This is a genomic window from Saccharopolyspora sp. SCSIO 74807, from assembly GCF_037023755.1.
Lineage (GTDB): Bacteria > Actinomycetota > Actinomycetes > Mycobacteriales > Pseudonocardiaceae > Saccharopolyspora_C > Saccharopolyspora_C galaxeae.
The window spans coordinates 2,130,289-2,155,975 of the sequence record NZ_CP146100.1; the positions used below are offsets into that span (position 1 = coordinate 2,130,289).

Below are 25,687 nucleotides of genomic sequence, written 5' to 3' on the forward strand. Positions count from 1 at the left end.
TTGGCGCATCACGCGGCGTTGTCCGTATCGGAAGGTGTGGCCGTCCCAGCCGTCCCAAGCGTCCCGATGCTGGTCAGGCTGGGACGGCTTGGTTCGGTGGGACGGCTTGAGCCGTCCCAGGACGGGTCTGCGGGGTGGTCGGGCGGTTCGTGCTCGTCGAGATCGACGAACTGCTCCGGTGAGTCCCGTGCGGGGGTGTTGGGACGACTTGAGCCGTCCCAGAGGGTCAAGGTGTCCCGCGCTGACCTGGGTTGGGACGCTTGGGACGGCTGGGACGGCTCCCCCTCGGGTGGGCAGTAGCGGGTCCAGGCGTCGGCGAAGTCGGCGCGTCGGTAGCCCTTGGCTTGGGAGCCGTCGGGGAAGCGGACGTTGCCGGATTTGATGTCGAACTCGGCCAGCAGCTTGGCGAGCCTGGCTTGGGTAAGTCCGTTAGCGCCGTAGTCGCGCCACGGTGATTCCGGGTCGGCGTTGAGCGCTCGGATGAGGTCGGAGCTGGAGATCTCGGTCTGCTCGCCGAAGATGGTGCGGCAGTCGATCAGCAACCGGGTGCGCAGGGTTCCTTCGTTGTCGCCCTGGGCTTCGGCGATGAGCGCGAGTGCGGCTTGCCGGGCGCGGTCGGGCCAGTCGCCTCCGGCGTGGTCGGCGACGACGATCAGGGGTTCCCAGGTGTCGGCCGCGCGGTCTTCGATCGGCATGGACGGTGTCGCTCGTTCCAGCACGGAGAGATCGGCGCGGAGCCAGGAGCCGATCTGCTCGGCCAGTTCCAGGAGCGCGGAGCGGTCGCGCCGGTGCCGGTAGGGCAGTACTGACTCGCCGGGTGCGCGGCGGCGCATTCGCACGATGACGGCGCGGTCTTCGATGGTGTCGGGCATGGTGCCGATCCCGGCCAGGGCGGCCATGGCGAAGGTGGGGATGGACTCGACTCGGTTGGTGGCGGCGTCGTAGCGCTTGGCTGGCCGGTTGCGTTGGTGTCCGGCGTTGAGCAGTCCGCGCAGGTCTTCGTTCGCCTCGGCGTTGGTGCCGAAGATGGTGTCGGCTTCGTCGACGAGCATCGTCGGTGGGTCGTCGGTGATGGAGCGGTAGACCGCGGCGGTGCTGGCGTTGACGGTCAGGAACGGGTCGTGGCTGGTGGCTTCGACAACGTCGAGCAGCCGGGATTTGCCGCAGCGCTTCTCGGGGGCGCGGATGACCAGCCGTGGGGCGTGTGCCCAGGCGGGTTGTGCGTGGGTGGCGGCGATCCAGAGCACGACGGCATTGGTGGCGTGGGTGCTGGGCAGGATCACGTACCGCGTGAGGGCGTCGTGCAGCTCGTCGAGCAGTGCGTCTCCGGGCCAGGCGGGTTGAGGTGTCATCAGGGGTTCTCCAGGGGGCGGGGTTGTGGTCATGCGGTGCGGCTGAGGCCGTGCAGGGAGTCGGGGCCGTCCTGGGTGCCGCGGCGCCAGCCGCGGGAGGCGTTTTTGCGGGCCGTGGTCTCTTCGAGCGGTTTGCCGGTGTGGTGGCGGCGGCGAAGGGCGGCGTTCACGAGCGCGTCGATGGCCTCGTGTTCGTCCCAGGGGGCGGTGTCGTGGGTGGCGAGGTTGGCCAGGCGTCGGGCGGAGGCGTAGAGGAGTTTCCAGCGCTCGCCGTCGCGCGTTTCGACCTTGCTCAGTTCGTCTTCCCAGATCTGGCGCCAATAGCCGGGAGAGTGGTTGCCCGCCCGAATCCGCGCGAGGTTGGGAGCCTTCCTCGGCACCACCACTGGTTTCGGCGGGGCGACGCGCGGCCGCAGCCAGTCGGGCAGCGGCGCGATGTCGACGGCGTGGGACACCCGCGCGTACCGGCCGGAGCTGTCTTCGGGTGGCGCGGTGATCTCGCTGCCGGGTGCGACGACGTAGCCGCCGTGGGCGCGCAGGTCGATTTGGTGCCCGACGCGGCCGGTGGCGTCGCTGGTGACCTCCAGCCCATTCGGGGCGCGGAAGTACAGGTGGCGCCCGCCGCTGGGGGTTTCGATGGTCAGCGTTTCCGGCCAGGCCACACCTTCGGCCGCGGTGAGGGCGTGCAGGGCTTCCAACCCGTCCGCGGCGAGGGTGGGCACGTCGTGCGTGGCCGGTTGGGGTGTCTTGGGCTTGCGGTCGAGGTCGAGCACGACCAACCCGGACGGTCCGGTGCTGATGCCGACGTTGGCGCGGGGCGTGTGTGTCCACCAACGCCGGAGCATGGCCGGATTCGTGGTCGCGGCGAGGTAGCCGTGGCAGGGCCGCACTGCGGTCCGGCAGCGGCATTCGCTGGGAGTGCACTGGTCGGCTTTGCACGGCAGGCAGTTGCCGAACGGTTTCTTGCTGGACGGGCGCAGCGGGAACACGTGCAGCCCGTGCCGGGCGAACCAGGCGGCCCGGTCAAACGATGTCGTCATGCTGTCCTCCTCGGAGTGGCTCATGCGGCGTGGTCGGGCGGCGGCAGATCGCGGATGCGCTGTGGCCGCCCGGTCGGCAGCGCCGGGACGCGACGGGCCTGCTTCGCGCGCTTGGTCCGATACATGCGGCGGTCAGCCGCGCCGAGCAGGTCGCCGAGCGGAGTTCCGGCTTCGGCGACGGCGTGCCCGACGCTGCCGAGTGCGGTGATCGAGCGGCCGTCTACATCGAGGGGTTCGATGAGTGCGGCGGCGATCTCTGCGGCCCGTTGCCGGGCGTGCGCCCGGTTCGGGATGCGGCCGAGGTGCACGGCGAACTCGTCGCCGTGCAGTCGCACGGCTCGTTCGCCGGGCTCGGTGGCCGCGGCGAGTCGGGCGCCGACGGCGGCCAGGACGTGGTTGCCGTAGTTGTGGCCGTGGGTGTCGTTGATGGCTTTGAACTGGTCCAGGTCGATCAGCAGCACCCCGACCAGCTCCGAGCGGCCCGTGCGTCGGGCGTGGCGCCGCAGGGCGGCGCGGTTGCCGAGCCCGGTCAGCTCGTCGGTGTGCAGACGACGATGCAGCGTGAGGGTGGTGGCGGTGGTGATGGCCGCCCATCCGGCGGTCGCCAGCGCCACGGTGATCTCTGCGAACATGCGATGCGCCTCCTACGCAGGGGGTGACGTGGTCCCGCCCGGCTGTCTCTGGCCGGAGTTCGACGGGCGGGACCGCGGCTCTTTCGGTCAGCGGTTGCGACGGTTCTCGCGCTGCACGCGCCGGTAGGCGTTCCACGCCTTCAGACCGATCCGTGGCCGCAGTCCGGTGCCTTCGCAGGGCGGGCAGTGGCGGATCGCGCGGATGAACGGGGAACGCAGCTTGCCGGTGCCCTCACAGGTCCGGCACGCCTTGAACGGCCAGATCTTGCAGCTCGCGACGTAACCCAGAGTGAACATAAGCAGGATGGCGAGCAGGAAGACGGTGGTGGAGCCGTCGGGTGTCACGGATGCCTCCTGGGCGGTTTTGGGCACAGGTCGGCCCGGCGCCTCTAGGCACTAGGGCGCTGGTGATGGCGGGGAGGGGTGTCTAGCGGGGTCTCTAGACCTAGAGGCGGCAGGCTCTAGGTCTAGAGACCCGCCGGGGGCTAGGCGGCGCCGCTACCGCGGTTACGCTCTGCTACTTCAGTGGTGACCTCGGCGCGGGTGATGCCGATGCGGCTGGCACCCTTGCCGTCGTCGGTGGTGCCCCAGACTTGGGCGGTGCGGATGCCGTGCCGTTTGAGCGCGGCGGTCAGATCGGCGGCTTCCCGGTAGGTGCCGTACACCTCCGGGCGCAGCTCGTAGAGCCGAGCGATGACACGCTCGTTCCAGACCTTTTTCTCGGTCTCGGGAACCACGGTCAGGATGTCTTCGAGCAGCGTGTCCCGGCGGGAGTCCTCTTCGGACTGAAGGGCTTCGCCGATGGCATGGCCCGACAATGTTCCGGCCTGCTCCCGCAGGTGCCGGGCGTAGGCGGCGATCTTCTCCGAGGCGGGTCCGTCGAGTCCGGCGACAGAGCGGACGATCTGTGCATCGCTGCCTTCGCCGACGAGGTAGCCGATGCCCTTGTCTTCCCACGCGAAGGTCGTGGCACGTACGCCCTGCTTGTACTTGGAGGTTCCGAGGACCATGTCGTTTTCGGTCTGTCCCTGGACTTTCAGGCACAGCCGGGTGGAGGCGTTCGCGGAAATCCCCGTTGGCAGGGACTTGGCGTCGGGGCGTTGGGTGGCGAGCATGAGCACGATCCCCAGCGCCGGACCCCGCTTCACGAGGTCGGTGCAGATCTCTTCCAGTTCTTCGCCGTAGTCGGGGTGCTCGAACCACACCTGGCACTCGTCGACGCCGATGACGATCGGTTGCAATCCGAGCGAGGGCTTGCTGGCCAGGTTGGGAGTGACTTTGTTCTCCGGGCACATGCCCTGCTTGGCCAGATCCCGGATCAGCTTCGCCCGCCGCCGCAACTCCTTACGCAGCCCGCGCATGTCCGCCACGGCCTTGTCGATCTCCTCCGGCTCGTCACCGACCCCGTGGACATGGGTGACCTTCTCCAGAGGGTCGAGGTCGCCGGTGCCCTTGAGGTCATAGGTGTGCAGCTGCGACCGCGGGTCCAATGCGGCGATCAGCAGCAACTCACGCAGCGCGAAGGTCTTGCCCATGCGTGGGATCGCGCCGATCACGATGCTGGTGAACATCAGCCGGAGGTCGACCCACCGGCCGCGCTGGTCGGTCCCGAACGGCTGCGATTGGAACAAGTCCACTTGCGCGCCTTTGCGCAGCTTCCATGCCGGTTGTGCGGCCTTGCGCATGTCCTGATCCCCGACCCACAACACCAACCGGCCCGCGTGCTCCGAGTTGTCGGATTCGGGCCACACGCACCCCACGGGGCGGCGCAGTCCGGAGGCGAGTTTGGCGCGGCGCTCCATGATGTCGCCGGGGATCACCCCGGGCGGCAGGTCGATGTCCGCACGCCACCCTTTGCCGTCGCGGGCGATCGGGCGGGGGAACCCGACCCCGGAACCGCCCTTGCCCAGTGCTTGGTTGATCAGCGAAATCCCGAGCGAAGCCAGCGCCGTTTCGACCGCCCCCGAGGTGAGCTTGGGGGCCTTGGTCGACTCGACTGCCCGGCTGGCGATGGGCTTGTCCGAGGGGGCTCCCAACCAGCCGAGCCCGCCGATCATGGCGGCCACCGACACCCACTGCACCAACGACGGCAACAGCTCGTAGCCCAGCACGATTGCGGTGATGCCGGCGGCGCCGAGCCCGGCCGCCAAGGCCGCGCGGGCACGGACACGGCCGTCCCGCTGCTGCGAGAGCTTCAAGTACTCGGCGGCATCTTCGCGGCGGGCGGAGGCGTGCCGGACGGGGCGGCCTTCGGCGTCGCCGATCCACCGGGACACCGCCTGGATCAGCCGCAGCGTGCCCTGTGGAACCCGAGCGAGGAGCCGTCCGAGATACACCGGGCACCGCACCGCGTGATAAGCGCTGGTGTGCCCGGCATAGCCGAGCGCCCACCGTGCCGCGGCCTGGAACTCCTGCGGGTCCTTGGCCCACGCGGGCAGGATCGGCAACCGCTTCTCCGACCGCGCCAACGAGTTACTGGCCTCGGACTTCGCCTCCGGCTGGTCCACCTGCGGCGACTCGACAACCTCGCCATCGATCACCGGCGACTCGCCCGACTCCCCCGCGGTCGGCTCCGCGGCGGCCGGTTCGTCCTCGGGCGCCTCGGTCTCGCGGGCTTTGTCATCCGGTCCGGCCGCGCCCCTGTTGGGAGCGTCGATGCGTTCGGACGGCAACCGCAGCACCCGCGCGGTCTCGGGTTCCTGCTCGGCCTGGTCCTGGTGTTCCTCGCCGTGGTGCTGGTTCATGGGGACACCTCCGGAGGGTCGGTGTGCAGCAGGTGAGTCAGGGCGGCGCCCATGCCGAGCACCGCTACGGGCAGGCAGGCGACCACCGTGGTGATCCACCACGGGGCTGCGGTCATGCCTGCGGCGGTCATCAGGTGATAAGCGATCTGGCCGAGCGCGCCAAGTCCGAGCGAGCCGAGCGCGGAGACCTTGGCGAACCGCCGAGCCCGATACGGCACCCGCCCGGACAGCCACACGCGCAGGGCGTAGGCGGCATAGGTCTCGACCCCGATCGGCAGCGTGATCGCCGTGTTCACCTCGAACCCGGACCAAATGCCGGGAAGCGGGTGCACGATCCCGAACCCGGTCAGGCCACCGAGGCCGACCCAGCCGGACCAGATCGCCACAAACGCGGGCAACGCCAACAACAACACCGGCCACCGCGGCACCGGCCTACCGACCACCGGCGGCCCCGGGCTCGCGTGATCGCTGACCTGCTCCGAGCCGACCGACTTCGGATCGCTGTCCGGCGTCGGTTGCTCCGGCTTGTCGGTGTCGGCGGAACCGGACTCGGCAGGCTCCGGTTCCGGGTCTTGCTCGTCGTCGTGACCGTCGGCGAGTGGCTGCGTCGGCTCGTCGCTGGACTCCTGCGAGTCCGCCGACGAGACCAAGTGCAGTCGCCCCGGATTCGACGTGTCCGGCTCTGCCGTGGCTGTGCCGAGCATGTTCAGCACCGCGTTGGCCTTCTTCGCGCCGATCCGCAGTTCGGACATCAGCCGGTTCCGCGATGGAACCTCGCCGAGGTCGGTGGTGAGCCGTTCGGCCTGCGGCAGCAGGTCTTCGACCGGGACCGGGTAGGCGCTTTTCGTCGTCGCCGTCGTCATCGGGTCACCTCCCAGTTCAATCGCGGCGCCGGAACCTGTTCGGCGAGGTAGTCGACGGACACGATCGCGGCACGCAGCAGCGCGACCAAGGCGAACGCGCACAGGGCGGTGGTGCGTACGAGCCCGGAGCACAGCGACAGAGCGATCAGCAGCGCGATCGGCAGAACCAACTGCCGCAGCCCTCGGCAGGTCGTCCGCACGGGCGGGGCGACGAGCCGGTACAGGCGCATTAGCATCGGATTCCTCCTGATTGATCAGGCATTGGTTGGGAGCCCCGGCCCAGCTCGGTTCTTGGCGGGACGGCTGGGCCGGGGGCGCCACTAGCTGTGGATGCGGCGCAGGGCGTCGCGGACGATGTCGGTGTGGTCGAACGCCAGCGGGCTGGTCAGGGCTTGGGTGACCGGCACCCACTGGGCATCGCGGGCGTCGTCTCCGGCCCGGGCCTGCGGCATGGTCGACAAACGGGCGGTGTAGGCCACGGAGATGACGCGGCCTCGGGGGTCGCGGTGTGGCTCGTCGTAGACGCCGACCCGGATCAGGTGCTCGGCGGCAAGGCCGGTTTCTTCGCGCAGTTCGCGCCGCGCAGCGTCGGCGAACCGCTCCCCGGCGTCGACATAGCCACCGGGCAACGCCCAGCACCCGGCGAACGGATCCCAGCCACGGCGGATCAACAACACATGATCAATGCCGCCGCGCTCGGCGAACAGCACGACATCGGTAGTCAGACTGGCGTTCGTGATCTCAGACAAGACAGTGCCTTTCCAGCTCAGGATGTGTTCGGGCCGTGATGCGGGACTCGGAGTCAGTCAAAGGTGATGTCGCCGGTGATGACCCCGGCCTGGATGCCGACCACCGCCGACCCGCGCTGGACGTTGACCACGCTGCCGCCGGGCTCGGTAATCGCCGGGTCGTCGTGGTGCCTGCCCGCTTCGATGTCCTCGGCGGAGTAGGTACGACCGCCGATCTGGATGGTGAAGTCGTTGCTGCTCATGACGGTCCTTTCACACTCAGTGGCCACAGTGGACAGATGAGGATGGTCAGAGAACGGCGGTGATCAGGGCTGCGACGGCGAGCCAGAGCCAGTGCCAGGCTTGGTCGAGCACGTAGGCACCGGTGCCCAGGCTCGGGTTGTCGTCGTGGCCGGTCCGCGGCGTGCCGACCCGGTAGAACTCGCCATTGCCGACCCGCTCAGCCAGCGCAGCGAGCGTGAAGCGCCGATCCGCCCAGTAGTGGGTCACGGCGCTGACCACCTGGCCGGTGACGAACCCGGCAGCAGTGATCGGCAGACCCAGCACCGCCCACAGCAGCCCGACCGTCCCGGCGGTCACTGCGGTGTAGGACAGGACGTGCTTGGCGCAGCTCCACCGGCCCAGCCCGTCCGGGCGCCCCTTGTTCGCTGCCTGGTGCGAGGTCTGCACCCAGTGATCAGCCACGTGGTGCGCCACCAGCAGCGCGGGCAACGTCGCGGCAAAGGTCACCGCGGGTCCAAGGTGGTCGATCATCAGGCAGCCTCCCCGTCCTGCGGAACGGACGGGCCGTCGCTCTCGGCGGTCACCAGCCGCAGCACCGCGTTCCCGGCCCGCCGCTCGTAGCGGCGCAGACGGGTCCGCTCGCCCGAGCGCAGCACCGACCAGTCGCCAGGCGAAGCCGCAGGCTCCGGCGCTCCCAACTCCTCGGCCACCACGGCGTCCCAGTAGTCCCGCACACGCAGGCGGTCCTCTTCTGGCAACTCGGCTTCGATCCCAGCCAGTTCGGCGGCGGTGGGAACTTCGCGGGCGGGCTCATTCATGCCGTCCTCCTGGTGTCGATTTACGCTCATATTGATAGTGAACTGGCAGTGGATTGTCAACGGTTCCGGTAGTGGATTGGCAGTGAAGTGATCGGCTCAGCTAGGCTTGCCGCAGGTCACGACGGGCGGGAGGCCCCTTGAACGAGGACTGGCGTGCGGTCGGCCAAGCCATCGGCGAGCGGCTGGACGAGCGCGGCATGACGATGACCGATCTGGCGGGGCAGGCTGAGGTCTCGCTGACGACGGTGCGCGAGCTGGTGCACGTCCTGAGCACCCGTCGGCGGAACCCCCGGACGCTGAGCCGCATCTCGAAGGCCCTCGGGTGGCCGGAGGACCACCTACAGAAGGTCTTGCGCGGCGGGGAGGTGTCCACTCCGGACAACGATTCGGAGACCCTGGAGGCTCTTCGCTCTGAGCTGCGATCGCTGCGGAAGCGCGTGGAGCACCTGGAACAGCGCCTGGGCTAGCCGAGGACGTTCTGCAGGAACGTCGCCAGCCCGGTGACCACGGTCCCGAGGAACCCGGCGAGCTGGCCGGCCAAGTGCGCGGCTCCGACCGGATCCTTCACGACCAGCGTCACGACCGCCAGCGTCACCAGCGTGCCGAGAACTTTCGGCAGCAACCCTCCGCCGCTGGTGCCGGGCATGGGGAACGACTGCTTGGCCATGGCTTTCTCCTCTCTGCACTGTGGACTCGGAACGCCGGGGTTGGTTGCTCCCGGACTCCGTCTCCGTTGCCATGACTCAAGACTCCGCGCCGCAGCGCTCTTACGGCAGCGCACACGTGGGGGCGCATTGGCGCACAGGGGGCACACGCCACATGTCGTTTGTGCCCCTTGCGGTTGGCCCGCATGTTTTACTACTCGGCGGAGGCAATCGATCATGGCTGAGAGGGAACCGAACCGCCGTCTAGCTGCGCTGATGCGCGAAGCAGGCATGACCAACAAGGGTCTGGCCAAGCGCATGGCCGACCTCAGCAACATCGACGGCGGGGAACCGATCGCTCCTACGCACACCAACGTCGAGAAGTGGCTGAGCGGGGCGACCAGACGGCCGAAGGCGCGAACCTGTCATGTCCTGGTCAGGGTGCTTAGCCACGCGGTCGGGCGGCCGGTGACGGTCGATGACGTCGGCTACGGCGAAGTGCCGGCCGAGAACGTCGACGACACGCTTGAGTACCCGGAGACCGTCAGCGACTCGATCACGACGTTGACCAGGCTCGCCGAGTTCGAGCTGAGGCCGTCGGGCCAGTCGGACAAGCTGCTCGTCGTTCCGGCGGCGTGGAGCAACCTGCTGGTCAAGTGGATGTTCGGCAGCGATGAAGAGCGTTCGAGGCCGGTGGAGCCGCGGCCGATCAGCGAGTTCGACGTCCAGGCCGTGCACGACGCGACGGCGATGTTCGCAGGCTATGACTACCGCTACGGCGGAGGTCGGCCCAAGCCGCTGGTCGCGCAGTACCTCGAAAGCGAAGTCCTTCCGCTGCTGCCGCACGTCTCCCCGGGCACCGAGCTCGGGCAGCGGTACTTCCAAGAGGTCGCCGCGCTGACTCGATTGGCCGGGTGGACTTGTTACGACACTGGACAGCACGCGCTCGCGCAGCGCTACCTGCACCAGGCTTTCCGGCTCGCGCGGGCCGCAGGGGATCGGCCGCTGGCCGGTCGCATCCTCGCGGGCATGAGCCACCAGGCGAACTTCCTGGGCTACTACGAGCAGGCCGTGCACCTGGCGCGCGCTGCCGCGCAGGGCGCACGTGGGCAGGCGACGCCGACGGCGATGGCGCTGTTCCACTCAATGGAGGCTCGCGCGCTGTCCTCACAGGGCAATGAGCAGGAAACCACTGCGGCGATGTTGGAGGCAGAGAAGCAGCTCAGCGCCAGCAACCCCGAGAATGATCCCGAGTGGATCAAGTACTTCGACACTGCCGAGCTGAACGCCGAGTTCGCCCACTGCTTCCGCGACCTCGAAAAGCCGGAGCTGGCGACCGAGCACGCGTCCAAGTCCATCGAGGCATCCGAAAGCCTCTACGTACGCAGCCTGTCCTTCTGCCGCACCGTCCTGGCCACGTCGTACCTTCAGGCAAACGAGGTCGAACAGGCGGTGAAGATCGCCCGCGAGGTGGTTAACACCGCGGCAGGGCTGAAGTCCTACCGAGTCAACTCCTACCTCGACGAGTTCCGAGTTCGTCTACGCCAGTCCTCAGACTCGGCGGCAGCTAGCGAGTTTGAAGAGTATGCAGCAGCCCTTGGCAAGACCTAGCAAGGCGAACACTTAAAGTAAAATTAGCTCCCAGAAACTACGATTGCGCGCAAGAAGTCAAGCGTTTGTGAAAACTGCCCGGTGATTAATAGAAGGGCAAGGACCAGTAGCCCTAGGCCGACAAACAGCAATCTTGAGTACTTTTGAATTGCGCTGTCGACGATTTCTAAGGCTACAGCCAGTCTCGAGTACCTTGAGGTTGCGACTACATCGTCATGCAGTATTAACTCTTGCGCATTTTCGCACGCGAGTACTGGATTGTTCGAGACTGCTAGGGAGAGCGCTGCCAAGCAAAATTCCCCGTATTGGGGATCTGGCTCACCGTCTACGATGCCGATTGATCTCTTGCGTATCAGGTGTGCAAGATTTCTCGCTGTTTCGCTTACCTGTTCAAAGTCTTGCTTCGTGAGCTTTGTCTTTAATCCTGACACCGATCGGGTCAGTGACTTTGCGAGCTTGAATGCGTTCGTGTGCTGGCGCGATCGCCATCTCGGCACGTTCAATGAATGAATTGTCGAGGACTTCAAGCTGGTCCTCTGAGCGAGGACAAAGTACGAAAGCGAACTCTCGGCCATGACTCGGCTCGGGTTTAGGTACCGTCGGTAAATTAGTGTACAAATAAGGAAAATCGCGCAGATGGTGAATGTGGATCTGTAGTCGTGGAAGAGTCGATCCATAAATCGGTTCATTGTGTCAGGCTGCGCGTACTCCGCCGCCGTTATAGCGGAGGCGTTGAACAGGGCGAACTGGATCGAAGCGACGCAAACACAAACCAGCGCGTTCTTTCCAAGTTCTAGCCTAGCCGCAAGTTCGATAAACGAGTCCGGCAAAGGGCCTATCCACTTTTCCCATGAACCTGCAGCATTCTTGATGCCCCGCGCGTAGTCTGCAGATTTTGTGAAGTAGATCGCCGGGGGGATGAAAGTGAGCACGGTCGCTAAAGATGCTAGCCCAATTGTTTTTTCGTTGAGACCGGCGTCATGCTTCGACATAATGCTGTAGGAAATGAACCCGAACGCTGTCGCGTAAATAGCGGGCGGGAGAAGTGACAGTGCTAACCACGCTAACTTAATGGTCAATCGGTCCCGAAGTTGAAATCTGACGTATGCTCCCATGCCAGCTTCGGGGATCATATTTAAGAGAGCAAGGAACTCGATTATGATCAGTGCCTGTGCTTCGAGTTCGTTCAAAATTCCTCCGGATTGTGCGCCTGCTTGCTCATGTCAAGCTGGCAAGGTGCGTTGATCACGGCTCTGGAGGGTAGCCGCTGCAACGAGACCTACATGGAGGATTGAGACAGATCGGCATCGCTGTCGATGCTGTCTGGCTAAAAGGTGCGCCACCGACGAGGGTGTTCACTGTCGTGCAGGTCTGCGACCCTCCGATGCACCTCATCGTCGACTTCATTTGACTGCCCGAGCTGCTGGGCAAGCCACGTAGTCATATTGAGCTCGCGGATGGCCCGGACTACGGGGAACCCTTGCCACTGCAACGGATCGAATCCGTAAGCATCGACGTAGGTGGTGTACTCGTCGTCGCTGACCCAGCCCATGGCTTGGTAGCGGACAGCTTCGACGCAGGCGTCCCACTCGCGCGGCCCCCAGCAGAAGTCTTCGAAGTCGATGACCCGCACGGTCCCGCTGCGGTCCCGCATGAGGTTGGCCTTGTGGTAGTCGCCGTGCACTGGGCCGAAGCCGAGTTGGAAGCTCAGGCTGGCGAACTGTTCGTCAAGCTCGGCCTTACGGCTGCTGAGGAACGCGCGTTCGTCGTCGGACAGCGCCGAGCCGATGTTCTTGAGGCGGCTCTCAACCTTCGGCATGGGCTCGAAGAACGGCAGAGCGAGGTCTGAGGGCTCGGGGATGGAGTGCAGCCGACGAAGCATGTCGCCGAGTTCGCCGGAAGTGACCGGCTGGTCGCTTTCCTGGATGAACTCCCAGAAGGTCACCACCAGGTCTCCGACGGCCACGAACTCCCGATCGGTCGGAGCGAGCCGGACAGCGGGCAGCTGGTGCGCGGCAAGCCAGCTGGCCACGCGGGTTTCCTTGCGGGCGGCGGTGACCGAGCGGCCGACACGGGCAATGATCGGGGCGGTGGAGAGACGGAACATGGCGTTCTCGCCCATCCGGACAAGCTCGGCGCCGCGGGGGTCCACTCCTGCGGCTTCGCTCGCGGTCTCCAGAACTTGGCGGGTGGTCTGCGGCGTGAACGTCGCGTTCTCCATCAAGCGCTGCTCCTCATCGGCTCGCTTAAGGCTACGGGCAGGCCGAACGGCTGCCTAGGCGGCGCCCTCGGCCTGAACAGGTGGAAACCGGTCAGCGGTGCTGTATCGGGGCCAACACCGCCGACCGGGGATCGAGACGGCCCACGGCTGGGCCTGACAGGTGGGTCGCGGTCACGGGGTTCAAGCGGCTAACCAGGACACATGTCGCGGATTCCTCGGCGCACGCCTGTCGGGGTCGGCCGACGGCCAGCACGGGAACCGCTCAAGCACACTCGCTAGCTCGAAGTCGCGAGCGGTCTCCTTGTTCGCCAGGGCTTCGAACACCTCGGTCGCGTCGGGCTCCTTTGCCTGCGCCGCAGGCGAACCGGCCATCCGGCCGTATTCGACCGCCAACGCGGCGCAGCACGCAGCGCACGACGACCGGCCAAGGTCCTGAGGTGGCTCCACGTTTCGGCGGCCGTGGACCTTGCCCGGAATGAGGTGGCCGCAGACGGCCACCGGCCGAGCACCGCACCACTCCCACCGACTCACGGCGTGCCATTGCGATTCCGTGATGCTCGCCGCCCACACCCGTCCCGTCATCAACGACTCCACGGCCTGACCGGGTTCTGTAGGAACGTGCCGGTCATTGCACGTCACTTCCCTCGATGACCTGCGGACCTGCATTGAGCACTGGTTTCGTCGCCGCTGCGGCTGCTCGGGCGGCGCATTGCATACACGGCATTCCGCAGCGTCCGACCTCCTCGACCTCGACGATGTCGAACTTGTTCCGGCACAGGGACCAGACCGACGGGCCATCGGTGAAAACAGCCTGGTGAACCACCCGCTTGGACTCGCCGACGACTCCCGGGACGTAACGAAAGCGGTAGTCCGCCAACGAGAACTCGACATCCGTCCGCGCCTTTCCATGCTCGACCTCTTCGTACGACATGGATCGACTACCTCCCCACTGATCGGCGAGCCGCTACCTAGGCGTCGTTGCTCACGCTGCGTACAGATTGGCGCCGGAGCCTGGTGGGCGGGACGGCGGATTGCGGGGCCGTCAAGGGGAATGGAGGGGGAGGATTGAGGGAAGATCGAGCTGCGCCATCACGGTTACTGTTTGTGTGAGGGAACTCCCAAACCGTGGATGAGGGGTCGTCCATGCCAGAGGCTAATGAGCTGCTGCGTCGTGCTCGGGAGGGCGTCGAGTCACCGAACGCCTCCGGGGAACCATTGACGCGCCAGGAGCTTGCCGAGCTGGTCAATGCGTGGATCTACGAGAACACCGAAGCCAACATCGCGGAGATCGACGCCAACTACGTCGGCAAGCTTGAGCAGGGAAAGATCCGCTGGCCGCAGGACGAGCATCGACGTGCAGCGCTGCGCGCGACGCTGGGTGTGGACACCGACAGCGAGCTTGGGTTCCGGCGCCCGCGGCGGGAGCACCGTCACGAGGACAACGTGGACAGGCAACAGTTCTTACGCACGATCGGAGTCGGCGCGGCCGCGATTGGCAGCGCGCGCGTCATCGACATGTTCGCGTTCACCGAGCCGACTCCCGTCCCGCCCGTGGTCGGGGCGAGCGAGGTCGCCGAAGTGCGTGCCGCAGCGCAAGCTTTCGGGAGCTGGGATGCCCGCTATGGCGGGGGTTTCGTCCGTGAAGCGGTGATGGCTCAACTGCGGTTCGCAGTGCAGCTCCTCAACGCGCGGTGCTCCGAGCGGACGCGGGCCGACCTGCTTTCCGCAGTGGGCTACCTCGGCCACGTCACCGGCTTCATGGCATTCGACGCCTACGCGCACGACGATGCGCGTCGGATGTTCCGGTTCGCGTTGGGCTGCGCCGAAGATGCCGGTGACTGGCACTTGCGCGCCAAGATCCTGTCCTCGATGGCGCGACAGGCGATTTGGTGCGGCGACCCCGACTCGGGTCTGACCTTCTCCGAGATGGCGCTGGTTCGTTCTGACCGGCTCGCGGCCACGGAGCAGGCGATGCTGCACACGGCCCGCGCGCGGGCATTGGGCAAGCTTCAACGATTCCAGGAGACGGCGATGGCCGTCGGCAACGCCGATGAAGCGTTCGGACATGCTGAACCGGCGAATGATCCGCCGTGGATGGCGTACTACGACGCTGCTCAACATGCTGGCGACACCGGTCATGCGCTGTGGGAATTGGCCGTCCAGGGCCGTTTCATCACTGACGCAACCACGCGGTTGGAAATGGCGGTGCGCGGGCACGGGGACACTGCGGCTCGGTCGCGCGCGATCAGCCAGACCAAGCTTGCGTCCCTGGTCATGGTCACTGGCGATCCGGTCGAAGCGGCGGGCTTGGGAAGCGGCGCGTTGGAAGCGGCTACGCCGATCAAGTCGCGGCGTGCTGCGGACGATCTCCGCGTGCTGAGCGGGTACGCACGTGCTCATCAGGAGGTCGATGAGGTCACGGAGCTGCGTGGTCGGATCGCATCGGCGGTGGCCACGGTATGAGCGTCGGAACTGCGGATGTGCTGCGGCAAGCGTGCGCTCAGGTCGGCTTGGATCATGCGTCGGCGGAGCTGATCCGTGATGGTGAGAACGTTCTGTACCGCCTGTCTGGTGGTGTCGTCGCACGCATTGCCCGCGTTGGCCAAATGGCTGCGGCGCGGAAGGAATTGCTGGTGACGCGCTGGCTTGCGGGTGCCGGGGTCTCGGTCGTGCGCCCGTGGGGTGACCGGGACGAGCCGGTCCTCATCGGACAGCGGCCGGTGACGTTCTGGCACGAACTTCCGTCGCACGAGCAGGGCACCACGACCGATGTCGCCGCGCTGCTGCGCGACCTGCACAGCCTGGCTTCGCCGGACTCGCTGGAACTGCCCGCACTCGCGCCGTTCGTGCGGTTGGCCGAGCGCATCGAGGCCGCGAGTTCGCTCGCTCCAGCTGATCGCGACTGGCTGCAGAAGCGGCTGTCCGAGCTGCAGGACGCCTATGCCGAGCTGCCCGCAGGCATTCCGTGGCGGTTGGTGCACGGGGATGCTTGGCGCGGCAACGTCGCCGCGACATCGACCGGTGTGGTGCTGCTCGATTTCGAGCGCTGTGCCTACGGGCCGCCGGAGTGGGACCTGGTCTCCACTGCGGTCTCGCACGTGACCACGGGCTGGCTCAACGCAGAGACCTGGAAGCAGTACTGCCGCACCTACGGCTACGACGTCACCACCTGGGACGGCTTCGAGGTCCTGCGCGACATCCGCGAACTCCGCATGACCACCATGGCCGCCCAGGTCGCCGAGAAGAACCCTGCGACTGGCGAACAGCTCGCTCACCGGCTGGCATGTCTTCAGGGGCGCAACGGCCCACGTCCATGGGATGGGTGGCGTGCGGTGCCTTGATCCCGCACTCACATGACGAGTGAGCGTCAACCGTGCTGCTGGCGGTCCGGGCCGAGGAACGCGACGTTGTGGTCCGTGATGCCGGTGAGGGCGAGATCGGCGCTGATCTCGCCGAGCACGGGCGCGAGTTGGAAGCCGTGCCCGGAGAATGCGGCAGCGATGACCAGTGCCTCGCTCATGCCTGGTGCGCCAAGCATCCCGTGCCCGTCGGCGGTGTACGCCTCGCCGTAGGTCGCCGTGCGGATCGGGCTGGGGAAGAGTCCGGGCATGACCTGCTGGACGGCCTCACGAGCCCGTGCGACCTGGTCGGCGGGAACGTCGCGCGGCAGTGTCTCGGGGTAGTCGATCTCGGCTTTGTCCTGTTCGCGCGGCACGATCTTGGCACCGTCTGCTCCGGGACAGCAGGACATGGCCGGGTCACCGACCCGCATGGCCACCGGGGTCCGTTCCGGCAGGAAGGTCCCGGGCGTGCGGCGGGCGAACCAGAGAACATCGACCTTGCTCACGGTCACGTCGCGCGACGGGATCACCGGAAACCCCTGGAGCCACGGGCCTGGAGCGAGGATGACGCGGTCGTAGTGCTGCCGACCGTGCTCGGTGACCACGGTCGCCGAGTCACCGTCATCCTCGACATCCACGACGGGCGTGTACCGGTGGATCTGCGCGCCGAGCGCTTCCGCGCGGGATGCGGCTGCGAGCACGCTGACCTCGGGGCGCAGCAGCCCGCCCTCCGGGTCCAGCACCATTGCTTCTCCGTCGCGGAGCGGATGTTCCGGCACCCGACGTGCGGCCTCGGCTGCTTCCAACCACTCAAGCGGTAGATCTTGTGCCTCGGCGATGTCCTGGACTGCGCGAAGTCCGGCGTGCTCCGCGGGGCCGACGGTGACGCACCCAGTCCGGTGAAATAGCCGATGTCCGCTGTCGTCTTCGAGTTCCTGCCACAACTCCCGAGCGCGCCGCAGCAGCGGCACGTACTGCGGACCCCGCCGAGGCGCGGCCCGCAGAATCCGGCTTTCCCCACCGGCCGCGCCGCGATCATGCCCCGGGGCATAGCTGTCGTAGCCCACTGCCGACACGCCTTGCTTGGCGAGCTGCCACAACGCCATCGCCCCGACACTGCCCACACCAACCACGGCAACGGTCGGTTGGTTCCTGCTGCTCATCCCGTAGACCTCAGAGTCGGTGACTTCGGTGCCCTCCCAGCCACGATAGGTAGTGGTCTGATCGTTCCTGCACTTGCTGCGCCTTGATTGGCGATCTTGCCTGCGCAACGAGCAGTATGAACGGGTGTTCGATTTGGAGGCTCCGGCGCCGGGCTATCTCGATCAGGATCGTCCGGTGCGTCCGCCGCGGCCGGTGTGGGTGGATCTGCCGGGGCTGTTCGGTGCCGGGGATGTGGTGTTCGGGTCGGGGTGGGCTGTGGGCGAGCAGGTGCCGGGTGAGTTGTGTTGTTGGGGGCGGGCGTCCACGGGTGCGTGGATTGCGTTGGTGCGGTACCGGCTTGCTCGTGCTGATGGTTCGGGTGGCGGGATGATGTTGACGCACTGGTTGCCGTCCCGCCTGGTGCGACCGCGCGATATGTGACACGCGCGATCAGAGGTCGGTGGCGCGTAGGTCGGGGCGGATAGCTGGCGTAGTGCACGTATTCCGAAGCTGCCGTATTCGCCGCGTTCAGGCGCGGACGGCCACGCCGAGGAGGTAGTCGCTGCCGATGTGGGTGCGCCAGCTCTCGGAGACAGTGAGGCCGTGGCGGGGGAGTTCGGCGAGGAATTCTCCCGCGGTGAACCGGTCTTCGGTGGGGTGGTCGAACAGCAGTTGGTAGGTGCGGCGGGCGAGTGCGGTGGCGGTGACCTCGTCGAAGTAGAACCGCCCGCCGGGTTTGAGCACGCGGGCGACTTCGGCGAGGGCGTCTCGCCAGTTGGGGATGTGGTGGATGATCGCGAAGTCGAATACCGCGTCGTAGCTGGCGTCCTGGCCGCTGCCGAAGGGCGCGAAGGCGGTGCGCAGGTCGGTGGCGCTGCCTTGGGCGAGGTGTACGCGACCGGCGCGGCGGGCCAGGCGCTTGCGGGCTCGGGCGATCATCGCTGGGTCTAGGTCGACAGCGTCGACGTGGGCGGCGCCGAAGCGGTCGAGGATGAGCCGGGTGCCATAGCCGGGACCGCAGCCGAGTTCGGCCACCCGGCCGCCGGGGACACGTCCGCCGAGGTCGACGAGCTCTCGGGCTTCGTAGCGCTGGAGCCACCGCCGGGGTGGGGAGTTGACCAGCATGGTTTCGATCCGGTTCATCAACATGGTGGCCGTCACTCTCGATTCATCGTCCAAGTCTGTTTATTATCGGACTATGGCGATGAATAGCACGGGAGCGTGTCCCGCGTCGAGCACGGGGGCGGATGTTGCTCCGGCGGTGGCGTTGTTCCACAGCCTCTCGGATCCGACCAGGCTGGCGATTGTCCAGCGGTTGGCCGGTGGAGAGGTCCGGGTGGCGGACCTGGTCCGCGAGTTGGGGTTGGCGCAGTCGACGGTGTCGGCGCACGTGGCCTGTCTGCGTGACTGCGGCCTGGTGGTGGGCCGCCCGCAGGGCCGGCAGATGTTCTACGCCCTGGCACGTCCGGAGCTGATGGACCTGCTGGCGTCGGCGGAGACCCTGCTGGCGGCAACCGGTAGCGCGGTGGCGTTGTGCCCCACCTACGGCGCCGGCGCACAGGCAGCCGTCGAGGAGACCGAGGAGGTCGGGCGATGAGTGACGCTTGCGGTTGCGGCGGCGACGAGCCCCGCACTGGCGAGGAAGCTGCCGAACACGAACCGGAACGCCTGTGGGAGGTCTTCGAGCTGCAGGCCGCCGCCGTATCGGGGGTACTGCTAGCGGCGGCGTGGATTTCCGCGTGGGTGGGCGCGCCGGAGATCGCGGTGACGGTGCTGGAGTGGCTGGCGCTGGCCGCCGGCGCTTACACCTTCGTGCCCTCCACGCTGAAGCGGCTGGTCAAGGGCAAGATCGGGGTCGGCACGCTGATGACGATCGCCGCAGTGGGTGCGGTGATCCTCGGTGAGGTCGGCGAAGCCGCCATGTTGGCGTTCTTGTTCTCCATCAGCGAAGGGCTGGAGGAGTACTCGTTGGCCCGCACCCGACGTGGGCTGCGTGCGCTGCTGGACTTGGTGCCCGAACAGGCCACAGTGAAGCGCGACGGTGTCGAATCTGTCGTCGCTCCTGACGAGCTGCGCGTCGGCGACACCATGCTCGTTAAGCCCGGTGAGCGGATCGCCACCGACGGCATCATCCGTACCGGGCGTACTGCCCTGGATACCTCGGCGATCACTGGCGAGTCCGTGCCGGTGGAAGCCGGACCCGACCACGAGGTGTTTGCTGGGTCGATCAACGGCACCGGGTTCCTGGAAGTCGAGGTCACCACCGCCGCCGAGGACAACTCACTGGCCCGCATCGTGGCCATTGTGGAGGCCGAGCAGTCCCGCAAGGGCGCCAGCCAGCGCCTGGCCGACCGCATCGCCAAACCCCTGGTGCCCGGGATCATGGTCGCCGCCGCGCTCATCGCCGTGATCGGCAGCGTGTTCGGCGACCCGGTCACCTGGATCGAGCGGGCCCTGGTCGTGCTGGTGGCCGCCTCACCGTGTGCGCTGGCGATCTCGGTGCCGGTCACGGTCGTCGCGGCAGTGGGCGCGGCCAGCAAGCTCGGCGTGCTGGTCAAGGGCGGTGCCGCGCTGGAAGGGCTCGGCAGAATCCGCGGGATCGCGCTGGACAAGACCGGCACCCTCACCCGCAACCAGCCCGCCGTCATCGACGTCGCCACCACAAGCGCTGCCACCCGCGAACAGGTCCTGGCCACCGCCGCCGCGCTGGAGGCACGTAGCGAACACCCCCTGGCCAGAGCGATCCTGGCCGCCGTGGACGACCTCACCCCCGCCACGGAGGTCGAGGCGGTCACCGGCGCCGGACTGGTCGGCACTTTCAACGGAGCCACCGCCCGGCTAGGCCGCCCCGGCTGGCTGGACGCCGGGGACGTGTCCGGCGAGGTGGCCCGGATGCAGCAGGCCGGCGCCACCGCGGTCCTGGTCGAGCACGACGGCGCCGTCATCGGCGCCATCGCCGTGCGCGACGAGCTGCGGTCGGAGGCCCGTGAGGTCGTCGACCGGCTCCACGCCAACGGCTATGAGGTCGCGATGCTCACCGGTGACAACCACGCCACCGCCGCCGCCCTGGCGGCCGAGGCCGGCATCACCGATGTGCACGCCGAACTGCGCCCGGAGGACAAGGCCCGCCGCATCGAGGCACTGCGCGGCCAGCGGCCGACGGCGATGGTCGGCGACGGCGTCAACGACGCCCCCGCCCTGGCCACCGCCGACCTGGGCATCGCGATGGGCGCGATGGGCACCGACGTGGCCATCGAAACCGCCGACGTCGCGCTGATGGGCGAAGACCTGCGGCACCTGCCCCAGGCGCTGGAGCATGCGCGACAGGCGCGGCGGGTCATGTTGCAAAACGTCGCCCTGTCCCTCGGGCTGATCATTGTGCTGATGCCGCTGGCCCTGTTCGGCATCCTCGGCCTAGCCGCAGTGGTGGCCGTGCACGAGCTCGCCGAGGTCGTTGTCATCGCCAACGGCGTCCGCGCAGGCCGCACCCGCCCCCTGCCTGCAGCACAGCAGTCGCTGGGAACAGCCCGTCCCGCGATCGAGGCGCGCGCGTGACAGCCCGGCCACCACACCGGTGAGGGCCAGCCGCACTCGGCTGACCCTCACCGTTTCCGCTGTTGCGCTTGATCGTGGGCGCGGGCTCGTAGGAAGGCGTGCCAGTCTCGTTTGGTGCGGTGTACCCACTGCACGGCCGCAGTCTCGCTGAGCCCGAGCAGCGACGAGAGCACTGCTGCGGGCAGATCGCTGGCCAGGCTGAGCAGGGCTGAGTTGCGGCTGATCCGGGCGGGGAGCTCGTGGGCGGTGAGCTTGGAGACCAGGCTGGCCGCGGCCAGTGGCCGGCCTGCTTGTTGCCCGGGAAACAGCCAGTTCGCGGGTGTGCCCGACCGTCCGACCAGGGAGGTGGTCGTGGCGGTGGCGATGTGCTGGGCAAGCAGAGAGCCGAGGGCTGGTGGCAGGACGAGGCTGTGGCCGTTGATCCGCAGCTGTGGCTCGTCGCTGAGGTCGAGGTTGTTGGTGGTCAGTTCGACGATCCGGGTTACATGGAGCCCGTAGACGAGTACGAGTGTGCCGGCGATCCGGACGTCGAGCGGTACGTCCTGGTCGTGTAGGCAGCGGTGCAGGAGGTGCCCGTAGTCGTCCTCGGTGAGGAAGTCCTGCGGATCCGTTCTGCGGTGACGGGGCAGGTCGAGCTCGCCAACGAGTCGCCGTCTCCGTGCCCAACGCAGGAAGTGGCGGGACTGCAGGCGGTTCCCGCCCGCGGACAGCCATTCGTCGACGTCAGCCTGGGTGAGCTCGGCCAGACTGGTGTTTCTCTCATCCGCCCAGGTCAGCAGGCTGATGGCCACGGTGATCAGCATGCGGGCACGGGCACCGCTGTGTTCGGTGAATCGCTTGTGTTCAGCGCGCTGGCGGGCGCTGCGCAGGACCGACCAGTGGGCGTAGGGGCCGATGATGCGGCGGTGGTGCTCGGGAAGCGCCTGGACCGCGCGCTCGGCCCAGGCGTCGGCTGCGGCCAGGGCTTCGTTGCGCTTGGGCAGGATGCCCAGATGGACGAGCATGGCGCGCAACGCGATGACCGCGTGACCTGGTGGCAGAGCATCAAGGGCGTCGTGGCTGATGTCGTCGCGGCCGACCAGGTCGCGCAGGATCTCGGCACCGCTGTTGTCGCGGCGCAGCCATTCCAGGACCGATCGGGCGCGTTCGGCCCGCGTCAGCGAGGCGAGCAGCGGCTGCAGTGCCGCGGGTACTTCGCCGTGGCTGTCGGCAAACTTCAGCCGAAGCCGCTCGGCGGCCACACAACGCACGCATCGCCCCTGGTGGAACAGCTCTTCGGCGCCGGATCCGCATGTGCGGCAGGCGTAGTCGATGTCCGAGCCTGAGCACGGTCCGCACGCGTCGCGCCCGACGGGGTCGACTCCGATGAGGGGCCGGATGTGCCCGCAGTTCGGGCACAGCTGCGGGTTGGCTCGGCTGGTGCGATAGCAGTCCCGGCAGACGCCGCCGATGGGCCAGTAGGCCGCGACCGGGCGCAGTCGACCGCAGCGAGCGCACGGCGGAGTGGGAACCTCCACGCAGGAGCGGCACACCGGCTGGCCGGTGGTGATCCTGCGGCACGGCCGCCGCCGGCCGCAGCGCGAACACTGCGCGATGGTGTGGTTGCAGCGCTTACACAGCTCCCGGTCGCCATCGGGGTCGCGCTTGTTGATGACCCGGACCTCGCCGCATTGACCGCAGCGACGCCGAGGGCGCGTGGTCGACTCGTAGCAGCGCGGGCACAGCGGTCCATCCGGACCGTGTGCGGCGGCGATGTCAACCTGGCTGCAACCGCTGCAGCGGTGCTGAGGGTTCGTGTGGCAGCTGGAGCACAGGGCGGAGCCGTCGGGCTGCCGCTTTTGCGGCCGCCGACGTTTCCCGCACCGTGCACACGGCTCATGTCGCGCGGGATCACGGACCCAGCAGGTATCGCAGATCCGTCCGCCGGTTCCCTGTAGCGGCAACGGCTTGTCGGTGCGACCGCACCCTGCGCAGGGCACCAGCACGACGGCAAACCCGCGTGCGGCCAGGTTCTGCACCAGCCTCACCAGCACTGTCGGGCACTCCGGCGAGCCAGCGACCAGCGCGTCGGGGGTGGCCTGCAGGTGCGCGTCGAGGTTGCGCAGCCCGGTGTAGCCGTCAGCGTTGACCGCGACGAGGATCTCGCGCGCCTGGCCCCGGTCAACACCTGGAAGGCGGGCTACCAGATGGTCGAGCACCCGGGCACGCGCGGCCAGGGTGGCCGCGACCCGTTCCCGGGTCGTGGTTTTCGCCATCAGTCCGGCCGCCGGATCGTGCTGCGCCGCACCGGCGGCGCGGCCGCGCGCCCCTGCTCGGCGGTCTTGCGACGCTCCTCGTTGACGACCTGGACTTCGATGAGGTCGCCTGGCTGGCAGCCGAGGATGTCGCACAACGCCGCCAGCACGTCCATCGACAGCCGCTGCGGCGGCTGGGCCACCAGGCGGTAGACCTGCTCGCGGGACAGGTGAATTCCCCGCTCGGCCAGCAACGGAACGAGGTCGGAGGTCTGAAACATCCCCTGCTCGGCCATCCGTAGCCGCAGGTGCCAGTCAATGCCCATCTTCTTGATCACGAGGTGCTCTCCCACAGGTCGCTGTTGCGTGACCGCAGCGCGCTGGTCAGCAGCCGGTTGCGGTACTCGTCGGAAACCCCGGAGTACAGGGCGGTTGTCGAGGCGTAGGAATGGCCCACCTGGTCCTGGACGAACTTCTCCGGGTAGCCGAACTCGATCAGGTGCGTGACGTAGGAATGGCGCAGGCAATGCAGATCCAGCTCCGGGTCCAGACCGGCCTCGTCGCGCACGACCGCGAAGAGCTGGTCAATCTTGCGGTAACTCAACCGGCCCCGCCGCTCGGTGATCCACACCGCGGGGTGCTTGCCGGGGCTAAACAGCGGCCGCAATTCAGCCACCCACTGCTCCAACACCGGCACGACCCAGTCCATCTCCGGCACCAGCAACACCGTGCGCCGCTTCGGCGGGCCACCCCGTGAGGACTTGCCCCAGCGCACGAACACCCCGCCGAACTGGCCAAACTCCCGCACTTTCGGGTTGCGGCGGAAGTCGACCACATCCAGGCCCCAGGCCTCGCGGCGTCGCAGTCCGAAGGCATAGATGGTCTTGAGCATCACCGCACCCCGCTGGGCAGCCAGAGCGCCCTTACGGCCTCGGGCCCGGATGTGCTCCACCCTGCCGTCAGCGGCGTCGAACAGCTCCTGAACCTCGTCGTAGCTCAACGGCCGACGTCCCGGCCGCCCCTCGAACTCCGCGGCGTGCACGACACTGTTCTCCGGATGCAGCAGCTGTCGCGGCACCTCCGCGAACTTCTCGCTGCACAGCTCGGTCCACCCATAACGGGCATCGACCAGGTAGTCGAGAAACATCCGCAGGTCCGTCTGATAGCCCCGCGCGGTCGACACCGCGATCGGCCGCGAACCGGACCGCAGGTGATCGAAGAACGCCTCGACCTCACCCACATTCCACTGCCAGGGGTACAGCTCGGAGAACCGGTGCAGGCGCCGCAGCAGATCAAGCCGCCGCTTGATCGTCTCGTCCCGTAAGAACCGGACACGCTGCTGACGCGCCCAACCCTCCAACATCGCCGCGAACACCGCCGGCGCCGGGTCGAGATGCACCACCCCGTCGGTCAGCACCGAGCGCGCGGTACCCGGCAAATCCACCTGATCCACGATGTTGCATTAAACACAACATTGTGGCTCCTGATCTAGCAGGACTGCTGTTTTCCCTGCACACCCCAACGACGGCAGGAGTCGACCGCGCGCTACTCTCCCCGCTGACCTGCTGCTCAGCGCGGTATCCAGCGATGCATCAATGTTGCATCTATCCCAATTGGTCCTTGATGCGCAGGACGTGGGGGCGGTGGCGCCAGCGGCCGAACTCGATGGCGGTGTCAGCTTCGATCTCTACGACGATGTCCGGGTGTACGGGTAGGTAGGTGATCGGCTCGGTGCCGGGGAGACCGGCGGCTACTCCCGGAAGTTCCCGCGGCTCTGGGTGTTCTTCGTCTGGGCGTAGGGCGGTAGTGAGTTCGGCACGGAGGTTGCTCGGGACTGGCAGGGAGATGCCGCTCGCGCGCCATCCGGCAGTGGTCGGGTGGCCGAGGACGAGGGTGTCGGGGCCTGCCACGCCGAGCACGACGGCCTCGGTGGTGATCCGGTGGCGGATCTTGAGCCAGCCGCTTCGGGCGCCAGGGGCGTAGCGGGAGGTCAGCGGCTTGGCCATGACGCCTTCGATGCCCGCCGCAGCGAAGGCGGGGTCCATCCATTCCAGGGCGGTACCGCGGTCGGTGGTCATTTCCACGAGCTGGAGGTGCGGCCGTGGCGGGCCGAGCAGGCGTTCCAGCTCGTCGCGGCGTTGCTCGTAGGGCCACTGGCGCAGGTCGCGGTCCTCGGTGGCGAGCAGGTCGAAGACGACGAGGTACGCCGTGATGCCCGCCCGCGCGCGTCGCTGTGGCCCGCCCTGCAAGGCGGTGAACTCCAGCCGCCCGTTGTGCAGCGCGACCAGTTCGCCATCGACCACGGCACCCGCGCCGATCTCGGCGACCGCGGCAGAAACCTCCGGGAACCGGGAAGCCAGCAAAGCACCGCGCCGCGAGTGCAGCACGCCGGTCTCGGCGAACCCGACCGCGCGCCACCCGTCGAGCTTTGGCTCAAACGCCCAACCCACACCCGTGGGCATGTCCCGCGCACTGTGGGCCACCGCCACCGACACGGGCGGATGCAACACCGCCACGC

The 25,687-nt window shown here is 67.6% G+C and carries 28 protein-coding genes; 7 read left to right on the forward strand and 21 right to left on the reverse strand.

Features of this window, described 5'->3' with window-relative positions; all coding sequences use genetic code 11:
• Positions 1-8 precede the first annotated feature (8 nt).
• The 11 genes from V1457_RS09655 to V1457_RS09705 all read right to left on the reverse strand — a co-directional run bounded on the left by V1457_RS09655 (position 9) and on the right by V1457_RS09705 (position 8,420).
• Positions 9-1,352 (reverse strand): DUF3631 domain-containing protein, encoded by a 1,344-nt coding sequence (locus V1457_RS09655; RefSeq protein WP_338602623.1) that lies wholly within the window; start codon positions 1,350-1,352, stop codon positions 9-11.
• 29 nt (positions 1,353-1,381) lie between these two features.
• On the reverse strand, positions 1,382-2,392 hold the full coding sequence (locus tag V1457_RS09660) for a bifunctional DNA primase/polymerase (RefSeq protein WP_338602626.1): 1,011 nt from the start codon (positions 2,390-2,392) through the stop codon (positions 1,382-1,384).
• A 20-nt stretch (positions 2,393-2,412) separates the two neighbouring features.
• Positions 2,413-3,024: a diguanylate cyclase domain-containing protein gene (locus V1457_RS09665; protein ID WP_338602629.1), complete on the reverse strand. Its 612-nt coding sequence runs from the start codon at positions 3,022-3,024 to the stop codon at positions 2,413-2,415.
• An 87-nt stretch (positions 3,025-3,111) separates the two neighbouring features.
• Entirely contained in the window at positions 3,112-3,369 is a 258-nt protein-coding gene (locus V1457_RS09670) for a hypothetical protein (protein WP_338602632.1), read from the reverse strand.
• Positions 3,370-3,509: 140 nt separating this feature from the next.
• A complete protein-coding gene (locus tag V1457_RS09675; protein WP_338602635.1) occupies positions 3,510-5,768 on the reverse strand; it encodes a cell division protein FtsK in 2,259 nt (752 codons plus the stop codon).
• On the reverse strand, positions 5,765-6,631 hold the full coding sequence (locus tag V1457_RS09680) for an ABC transporter permease (protein ID WP_338602638.1): 867 nt from the start codon (positions 6,629-6,631) through the stop codon (positions 5,765-5,767). Before V1457_RS09680 ends, V1457_RS09675 begins: the two co-directional genes overlap by 4 nt.
• Positions 6,628-6,867, reverse strand: coding sequence for a hypothetical protein (locus V1457_RS09685; RefSeq protein WP_338602641.1), 240 nt, complete (start codon positions 6,865-6,867; stop codon positions 6,628-6,630). Before V1457_RS09685 ends, V1457_RS09680 begins: the two co-directional genes overlap by 4 nt.
• An 84-nt stretch (positions 6,868-6,951) precedes the next feature.
• Positions 6,952-7,380: an NUDIX hydrolase gene (locus V1457_RS09690; RefSeq protein ID WP_338602644.1), complete on the reverse strand. Its 429-nt coding sequence runs from the start codon at positions 7,378-7,380 to the stop codon at positions 6,952-6,954.
• A gap of 53 nt (positions 7,381-7,433) precedes the next feature.
• Positions 7,434-7,622 carry a hypothetical protein gene (locus tag V1457_RS09695; RefSeq protein ID WP_338602647.1) on the reverse strand — a complete coding sequence of 63 codons (189 nt, stop codon included), beginning with the start codon at positions 7,620-7,622 and terminating at the stop codon, positions 7,434-7,436.
• A 46-nt stretch (positions 7,623-7,668) separates the two neighbouring features.
• Complete coding sequence (locus V1457_RS09700) at positions 7,669-8,133, reverse strand: DUF3307 domain-containing protein (RefSeq protein ID WP_338602650.1); 465 nt, start codon at positions 8,131-8,133, stop codon at positions 7,669-7,671.
• On the reverse strand, positions 8,133-8,420 hold the full coding sequence (locus V1457_RS09705; protein ID WP_338602653.1) for a hypothetical protein: 288 nt from the start codon (positions 8,418-8,420) through the stop codon (positions 8,133-8,135). The genes V1457_RS09700 and V1457_RS09705 overlap by 1 nt, the downstream gene beginning before the upstream one ends.
• Positions 8,421-8,557: 137 nt before the next feature.
• Between V1457_RS09705 and V1457_RS09710 the strand changes: the two genes are divergently transcribed.
• Positions 8,558-8,887: a helix-turn-helix domain-containing protein gene (locus V1457_RS09710; protein WP_338602655.1), complete on the forward strand. Its 330-nt coding sequence runs from the start codon at positions 8,558-8,560 to the stop codon at positions 8,885-8,887.
• Here the strand turns inward: V1457_RS09710 and V1457_RS09715 are convergent.
• On the reverse strand, positions 8,884-9,087 hold the full coding sequence (locus V1457_RS09715) for a hypothetical protein (protein WP_200068870.1): 204 nt from the start codon (positions 9,085-9,087) through the stop codon (positions 8,884-8,886). The genes V1457_RS09710 and V1457_RS09715 overlap by 4 nt on opposite strands.
• A gap of 253 nt (positions 9,088-9,340) precedes the next feature.
• Here V1457_RS09715 and V1457_RS09720 point away from each other — a divergent pair, with 253 nt between their 5' ends.
• Positions 9,341-10,675, forward strand: coding sequence for a hypothetical protein (locus V1457_RS09720; RefSeq protein ID WP_338602659.1), 1,335 nt, complete (start codon positions 9,341-9,343; stop codon positions 10,673-10,675).
• Positions 10,676-10,698: 23 nt separating this feature from the next.
• Here the strand turns inward: V1457_RS09720 and V1457_RS09725 are convergent, their stop codons facing one another.
• The 3 genes from V1457_RS09725 to V1457_RS09735 all read right to left on the reverse strand — a co-directional run bounded on the left by V1457_RS09725 (position 10,699) and on the right by V1457_RS09735 (position 13,827).
• On the reverse strand, positions 10,699-11,865 hold the full coding sequence (locus V1457_RS09725; protein WP_338602662.1) for a hypothetical protein: 1,167 nt from the start codon (positions 11,863-11,865) through the stop codon (positions 10,699-10,701).
• A 137-nt stretch (positions 11,866-12,002) separates the two neighbouring features.
• Positions 12,003-12,896: an aminoglycoside phosphotransferase family protein gene (locus tag V1457_RS09730; protein WP_338602666.1), complete on the reverse strand. Its 894-nt coding sequence runs from the start codon at positions 12,894-12,896 to the stop codon at positions 12,003-12,005.
• A gap of 625 nt (positions 12,897-13,521) precedes the next feature.
• Complete coding sequence (locus V1457_RS09735) at positions 13,522-13,827, reverse strand: hypothetical protein (protein ID WP_338602669.1); 306 nt, start codon at positions 13,825-13,827, stop codon at positions 13,522-13,524.
• Between the two features lie 284 nt (positions 13,828-14,111).
• Here V1457_RS09735 and V1457_RS09740 point away from each other — a divergent pair, with 284 nt between their 5' ends.
• Together V1457_RS09740 and V1457_RS09745 are read left to right on the forward strand one after the other, a co-directional pair.
• On the forward strand, positions 14,112-15,359 hold the full coding sequence (locus V1457_RS09740; RefSeq protein ID WP_338602672.1) for an XRE family transcriptional regulator: 1,248 nt from the start codon (positions 14,112-14,114) through the stop codon (positions 15,357-15,359).
• The gene (locus V1457_RS09745; protein WP_338602675.1) at positions 15,356-16,237 is read left to right on the forward strand and encodes an aminoglycoside phosphotransferase family protein; all 882 of its coding nucleotides are present in this window, start codon (positions 15,356-15,358) and stop codon (positions 16,235-16,237) included. Before V1457_RS09740 ends, V1457_RS09745 begins: the two co-directional genes overlap by 4 nt.
• A gap of 26 nt (positions 16,238-16,263) precedes the next feature.
• Here the strand turns inward: V1457_RS09745 and solA are convergent, their stop codons facing one another.
• Positions 16,264-17,400: an N-methyl-L-tryptophan oxidase gene (gene solA, locus V1457_RS09750; RefSeq protein WP_338602678.1), complete on the reverse strand. Its 1,137-nt coding sequence runs from the start codon at positions 17,398-17,400 to the stop codon at positions 16,264-16,266.
• A 124-nt stretch (positions 17,401-17,524) separates the two neighbouring features.
• Between solA and V1457_RS09755 the strand changes: the two genes are divergently transcribed.
• A complete protein-coding gene (locus V1457_RS09755; protein WP_338602681.1) occupies positions 17,525-17,821 on the forward strand; it encodes a hypothetical protein in 297 nt (98 codons plus the stop codon).
• An 87-nt stretch (positions 17,822-17,908) separates the two neighbouring features.
• Here the strand turns inward: V1457_RS09755 and V1457_RS09760 are convergent, their stop codons facing one another.
• Complete coding sequence (locus V1457_RS09760; RefSeq protein ID WP_338602684.1) at positions 17,909-18,523, reverse strand: methyltransferase domain-containing protein; 615 nt, start codon at positions 18,521-18,523, stop codon at positions 17,909-17,911.
• A gap of 55 nt (positions 18,524-18,578) precedes the next feature.
• On the opposite strand from V1457_RS09760, the gene V1457_RS09765 reads away from it, so the two are divergent.
• The gene (locus V1457_RS09765; protein WP_338602687.1) at positions 18,579-18,977 is read left to right on the forward strand and encodes a metalloregulator ArsR/SmtB family transcription factor; all 399 of its coding nucleotides are present in this window, start codon (positions 18,579-18,581) and stop codon (positions 18,975-18,977) included.
• Complete coding sequence (locus V1457_RS09770) at positions 18,974-20,935, forward strand: cation-translocating P-type ATPase (RefSeq protein ID WP_338602690.1); 1,962 nt, start codon at positions 18,974-18,976, stop codon at positions 20,933-20,935. The genes V1457_RS09765 and V1457_RS09770 overlap by 4 nt, the downstream gene beginning before the upstream one ends.
• A gap of 47 nt (positions 20,936-20,982) precedes the next feature.
• On the opposite strand, the gene V1457_RS09775 is transcribed toward V1457_RS09770, so the two are convergent.
• The 4 genes from V1457_RS09775 to V1457_RS09790 all read right to left on the reverse strand — a co-directional run bounded on the left by V1457_RS09775 (position 20,983) and on the right by V1457_RS09790 (position 25,685).
• A complete protein-coding gene (locus V1457_RS09775; protein WP_338602693.1) occupies positions 20,983-23,190 on the reverse strand; it encodes a hypothetical protein in 2,208 nt (735 codons plus the stop codon).
• Complete coding sequence (locus V1457_RS09780; RefSeq protein ID WP_338602696.1) at positions 23,190-23,507, reverse strand: helix-turn-helix transcriptional regulator; 318 nt, start codon at positions 23,505-23,507, stop codon at positions 23,190-23,192. Before V1457_RS09780 ends, V1457_RS09775 begins: the two co-directional genes overlap by 1 nt.
• The gene (locus V1457_RS09785; protein ID WP_338602700.1) at positions 23,504-24,586 is read right to left on the reverse strand and encodes a site-specific integrase; all 1,083 of its coding nucleotides are present in this window, start codon (positions 24,584-24,586) and stop codon (positions 23,504-23,506) included. Before V1457_RS09785 ends, V1457_RS09780 begins: the two co-directional genes overlap by 4 nt.
• A 187-nt stretch (positions 24,587-24,773) precedes the next feature.
• Entirely contained in the window at positions 24,774-25,685 is a 912-nt protein-coding gene (locus V1457_RS09790) for a hypothetical protein (protein WP_338602703.1), read from the reverse strand.
• Positions 25,686-25,687: the final 2 nt, after the last annotated feature.

What these genes read in the sequence shown, in the direction of transcription:
- V1457_RS09655 (WP_338602623.1), bottom strand. Translation starts at nt 1,352, where the DNA reads ATGACACCTCAACCCGCCTGGCCCGGAGACGCACTGCTCGACGAGCTG.
- V1457_RS09660 (WP_338602626.1), bottom strand. Translation starts at nt 2,392, where the DNA reads ATGACGACATCGTTTGACCGGGCCGCCTGGTTCGCCCGGCACGGGCTG.
- V1457_RS09665 (WP_338602629.1), bottom strand. Translation starts at nt 3,024, where the DNA reads ATGTTCGCAGAGATCACCGTGGCGCTGGCGACCGCCGGATGGGCGGCC.
- V1457_RS09675 (WP_338602635.1), bottom strand. Translation starts at nt 5,768, where the DNA reads ATGAACCAGCACCACGGCGAGGAACACCAGGACCAGGCCGAGCAGGAA.
- V1457_RS09680 (WP_338602638.1), bottom strand. Translation starts at nt 6,631, where the DNA reads ATGACGACGGCGACGACGAAAAGCGCCTACCCGGTCCCGGTCGAAGAC.
- V1457_RS09685 (WP_338602641.1), bottom strand. Translation starts at nt 6,867, where the DNA reads ATGCTAATGCGCCTGTACCGGCTCGTCGCCCCGCCCGTGCGGACGACC.
- V1457_RS09695 (WP_338602647.1), bottom strand. Translation starts at nt 7,622, where the DNA reads ATGAGCAGCAACGACTTCACCATCCAGATCGGCGGTCGTACCTACTCC.
- V1457_RS09700 (WP_338602650.1), bottom strand. Translation starts at nt 8,133, where the DNA reads ATGATCGACCACCTTGGACCCGCGGTGACCTTTGCCGCGACGTTGCCC.
- V1457_RS09705 (WP_338602653.1), bottom strand. Translation starts at nt 8,420, where the DNA reads ATGAATGAGCCCGCCCGCGAAGTTCCCACCGCCGCCGAACTGGCTGGG.
- V1457_RS09715 (WP_200068870.1), bottom strand. Translation starts at nt 9,087, where the DNA reads ATGGCCAAGCAGTCGTTCCCCATGCCCGGCACCAGCGGCGGAGGGTTG.
- V1457_RS09720 (WP_338602659.1), top strand. Translation starts at nt 9,341, where the DNA reads ATGCGCGAAGCAGGCATGACCAACAAGGGTCTGGCCAAGCGCATGGCC.
- V1457_RS09730 (WP_338602666.1), bottom strand. Translation starts at nt 12,896, where the DNA reads ATGGAGAACGCGACGTTCACGCCGCAGACCACCCGCCAAGTTCTGGAG.
- V1457_RS09735 (WP_338602669.1), bottom strand. Translation starts at nt 13,827, where the DNA reads ATGTCGTACGAAGAGGTCGAGCATGGAAAGGCGCGGACGGATGTCGAG.
- V1457_RS09745 (WP_338602675.1), top strand. Translation starts at nt 15,356, where the DNA reads ATGAGCGTCGGAACTGCGGATGTGCTGCGGCAAGCGTGCGCTCAGGTC.
- solA (WP_338602678.1), bottom strand. Translation starts at nt 17,400, where the DNA reads ATGAGCAGCAGGAACCAACCGACCGTTGCCGTGGTTGGTGTGGGCAGT.
- V1457_RS09760 (WP_338602684.1), bottom strand. Translation starts at nt 18,523, where the DNA reads ATGAACCGGATCGAAACCATGCTGGTCAACTCCCCACCCCGGCGGTGG.
- V1457_RS09765 (WP_338602687.1), top strand. Translation starts at nt 18,579, where the DNA reads ATGGCGATGAATAGCACGGGAGCGTGTCCCGCGTCGAGCACGGGGGCG.
- V1457_RS09770 (WP_338602690.1), top strand. Translation starts at nt 18,974, where the DNA reads ATGAGTGACGCTTGCGGTTGCGGCGGCGACGAGCCCCGCACTGGCGAG.
- V1457_RS09775 (WP_338602693.1), bottom strand. Translation starts at nt 23,190, where the DNA reads ATGGCGAAAACCACGACCCGGGAACGGGTCGCGGCCACCCTGGCCGCG.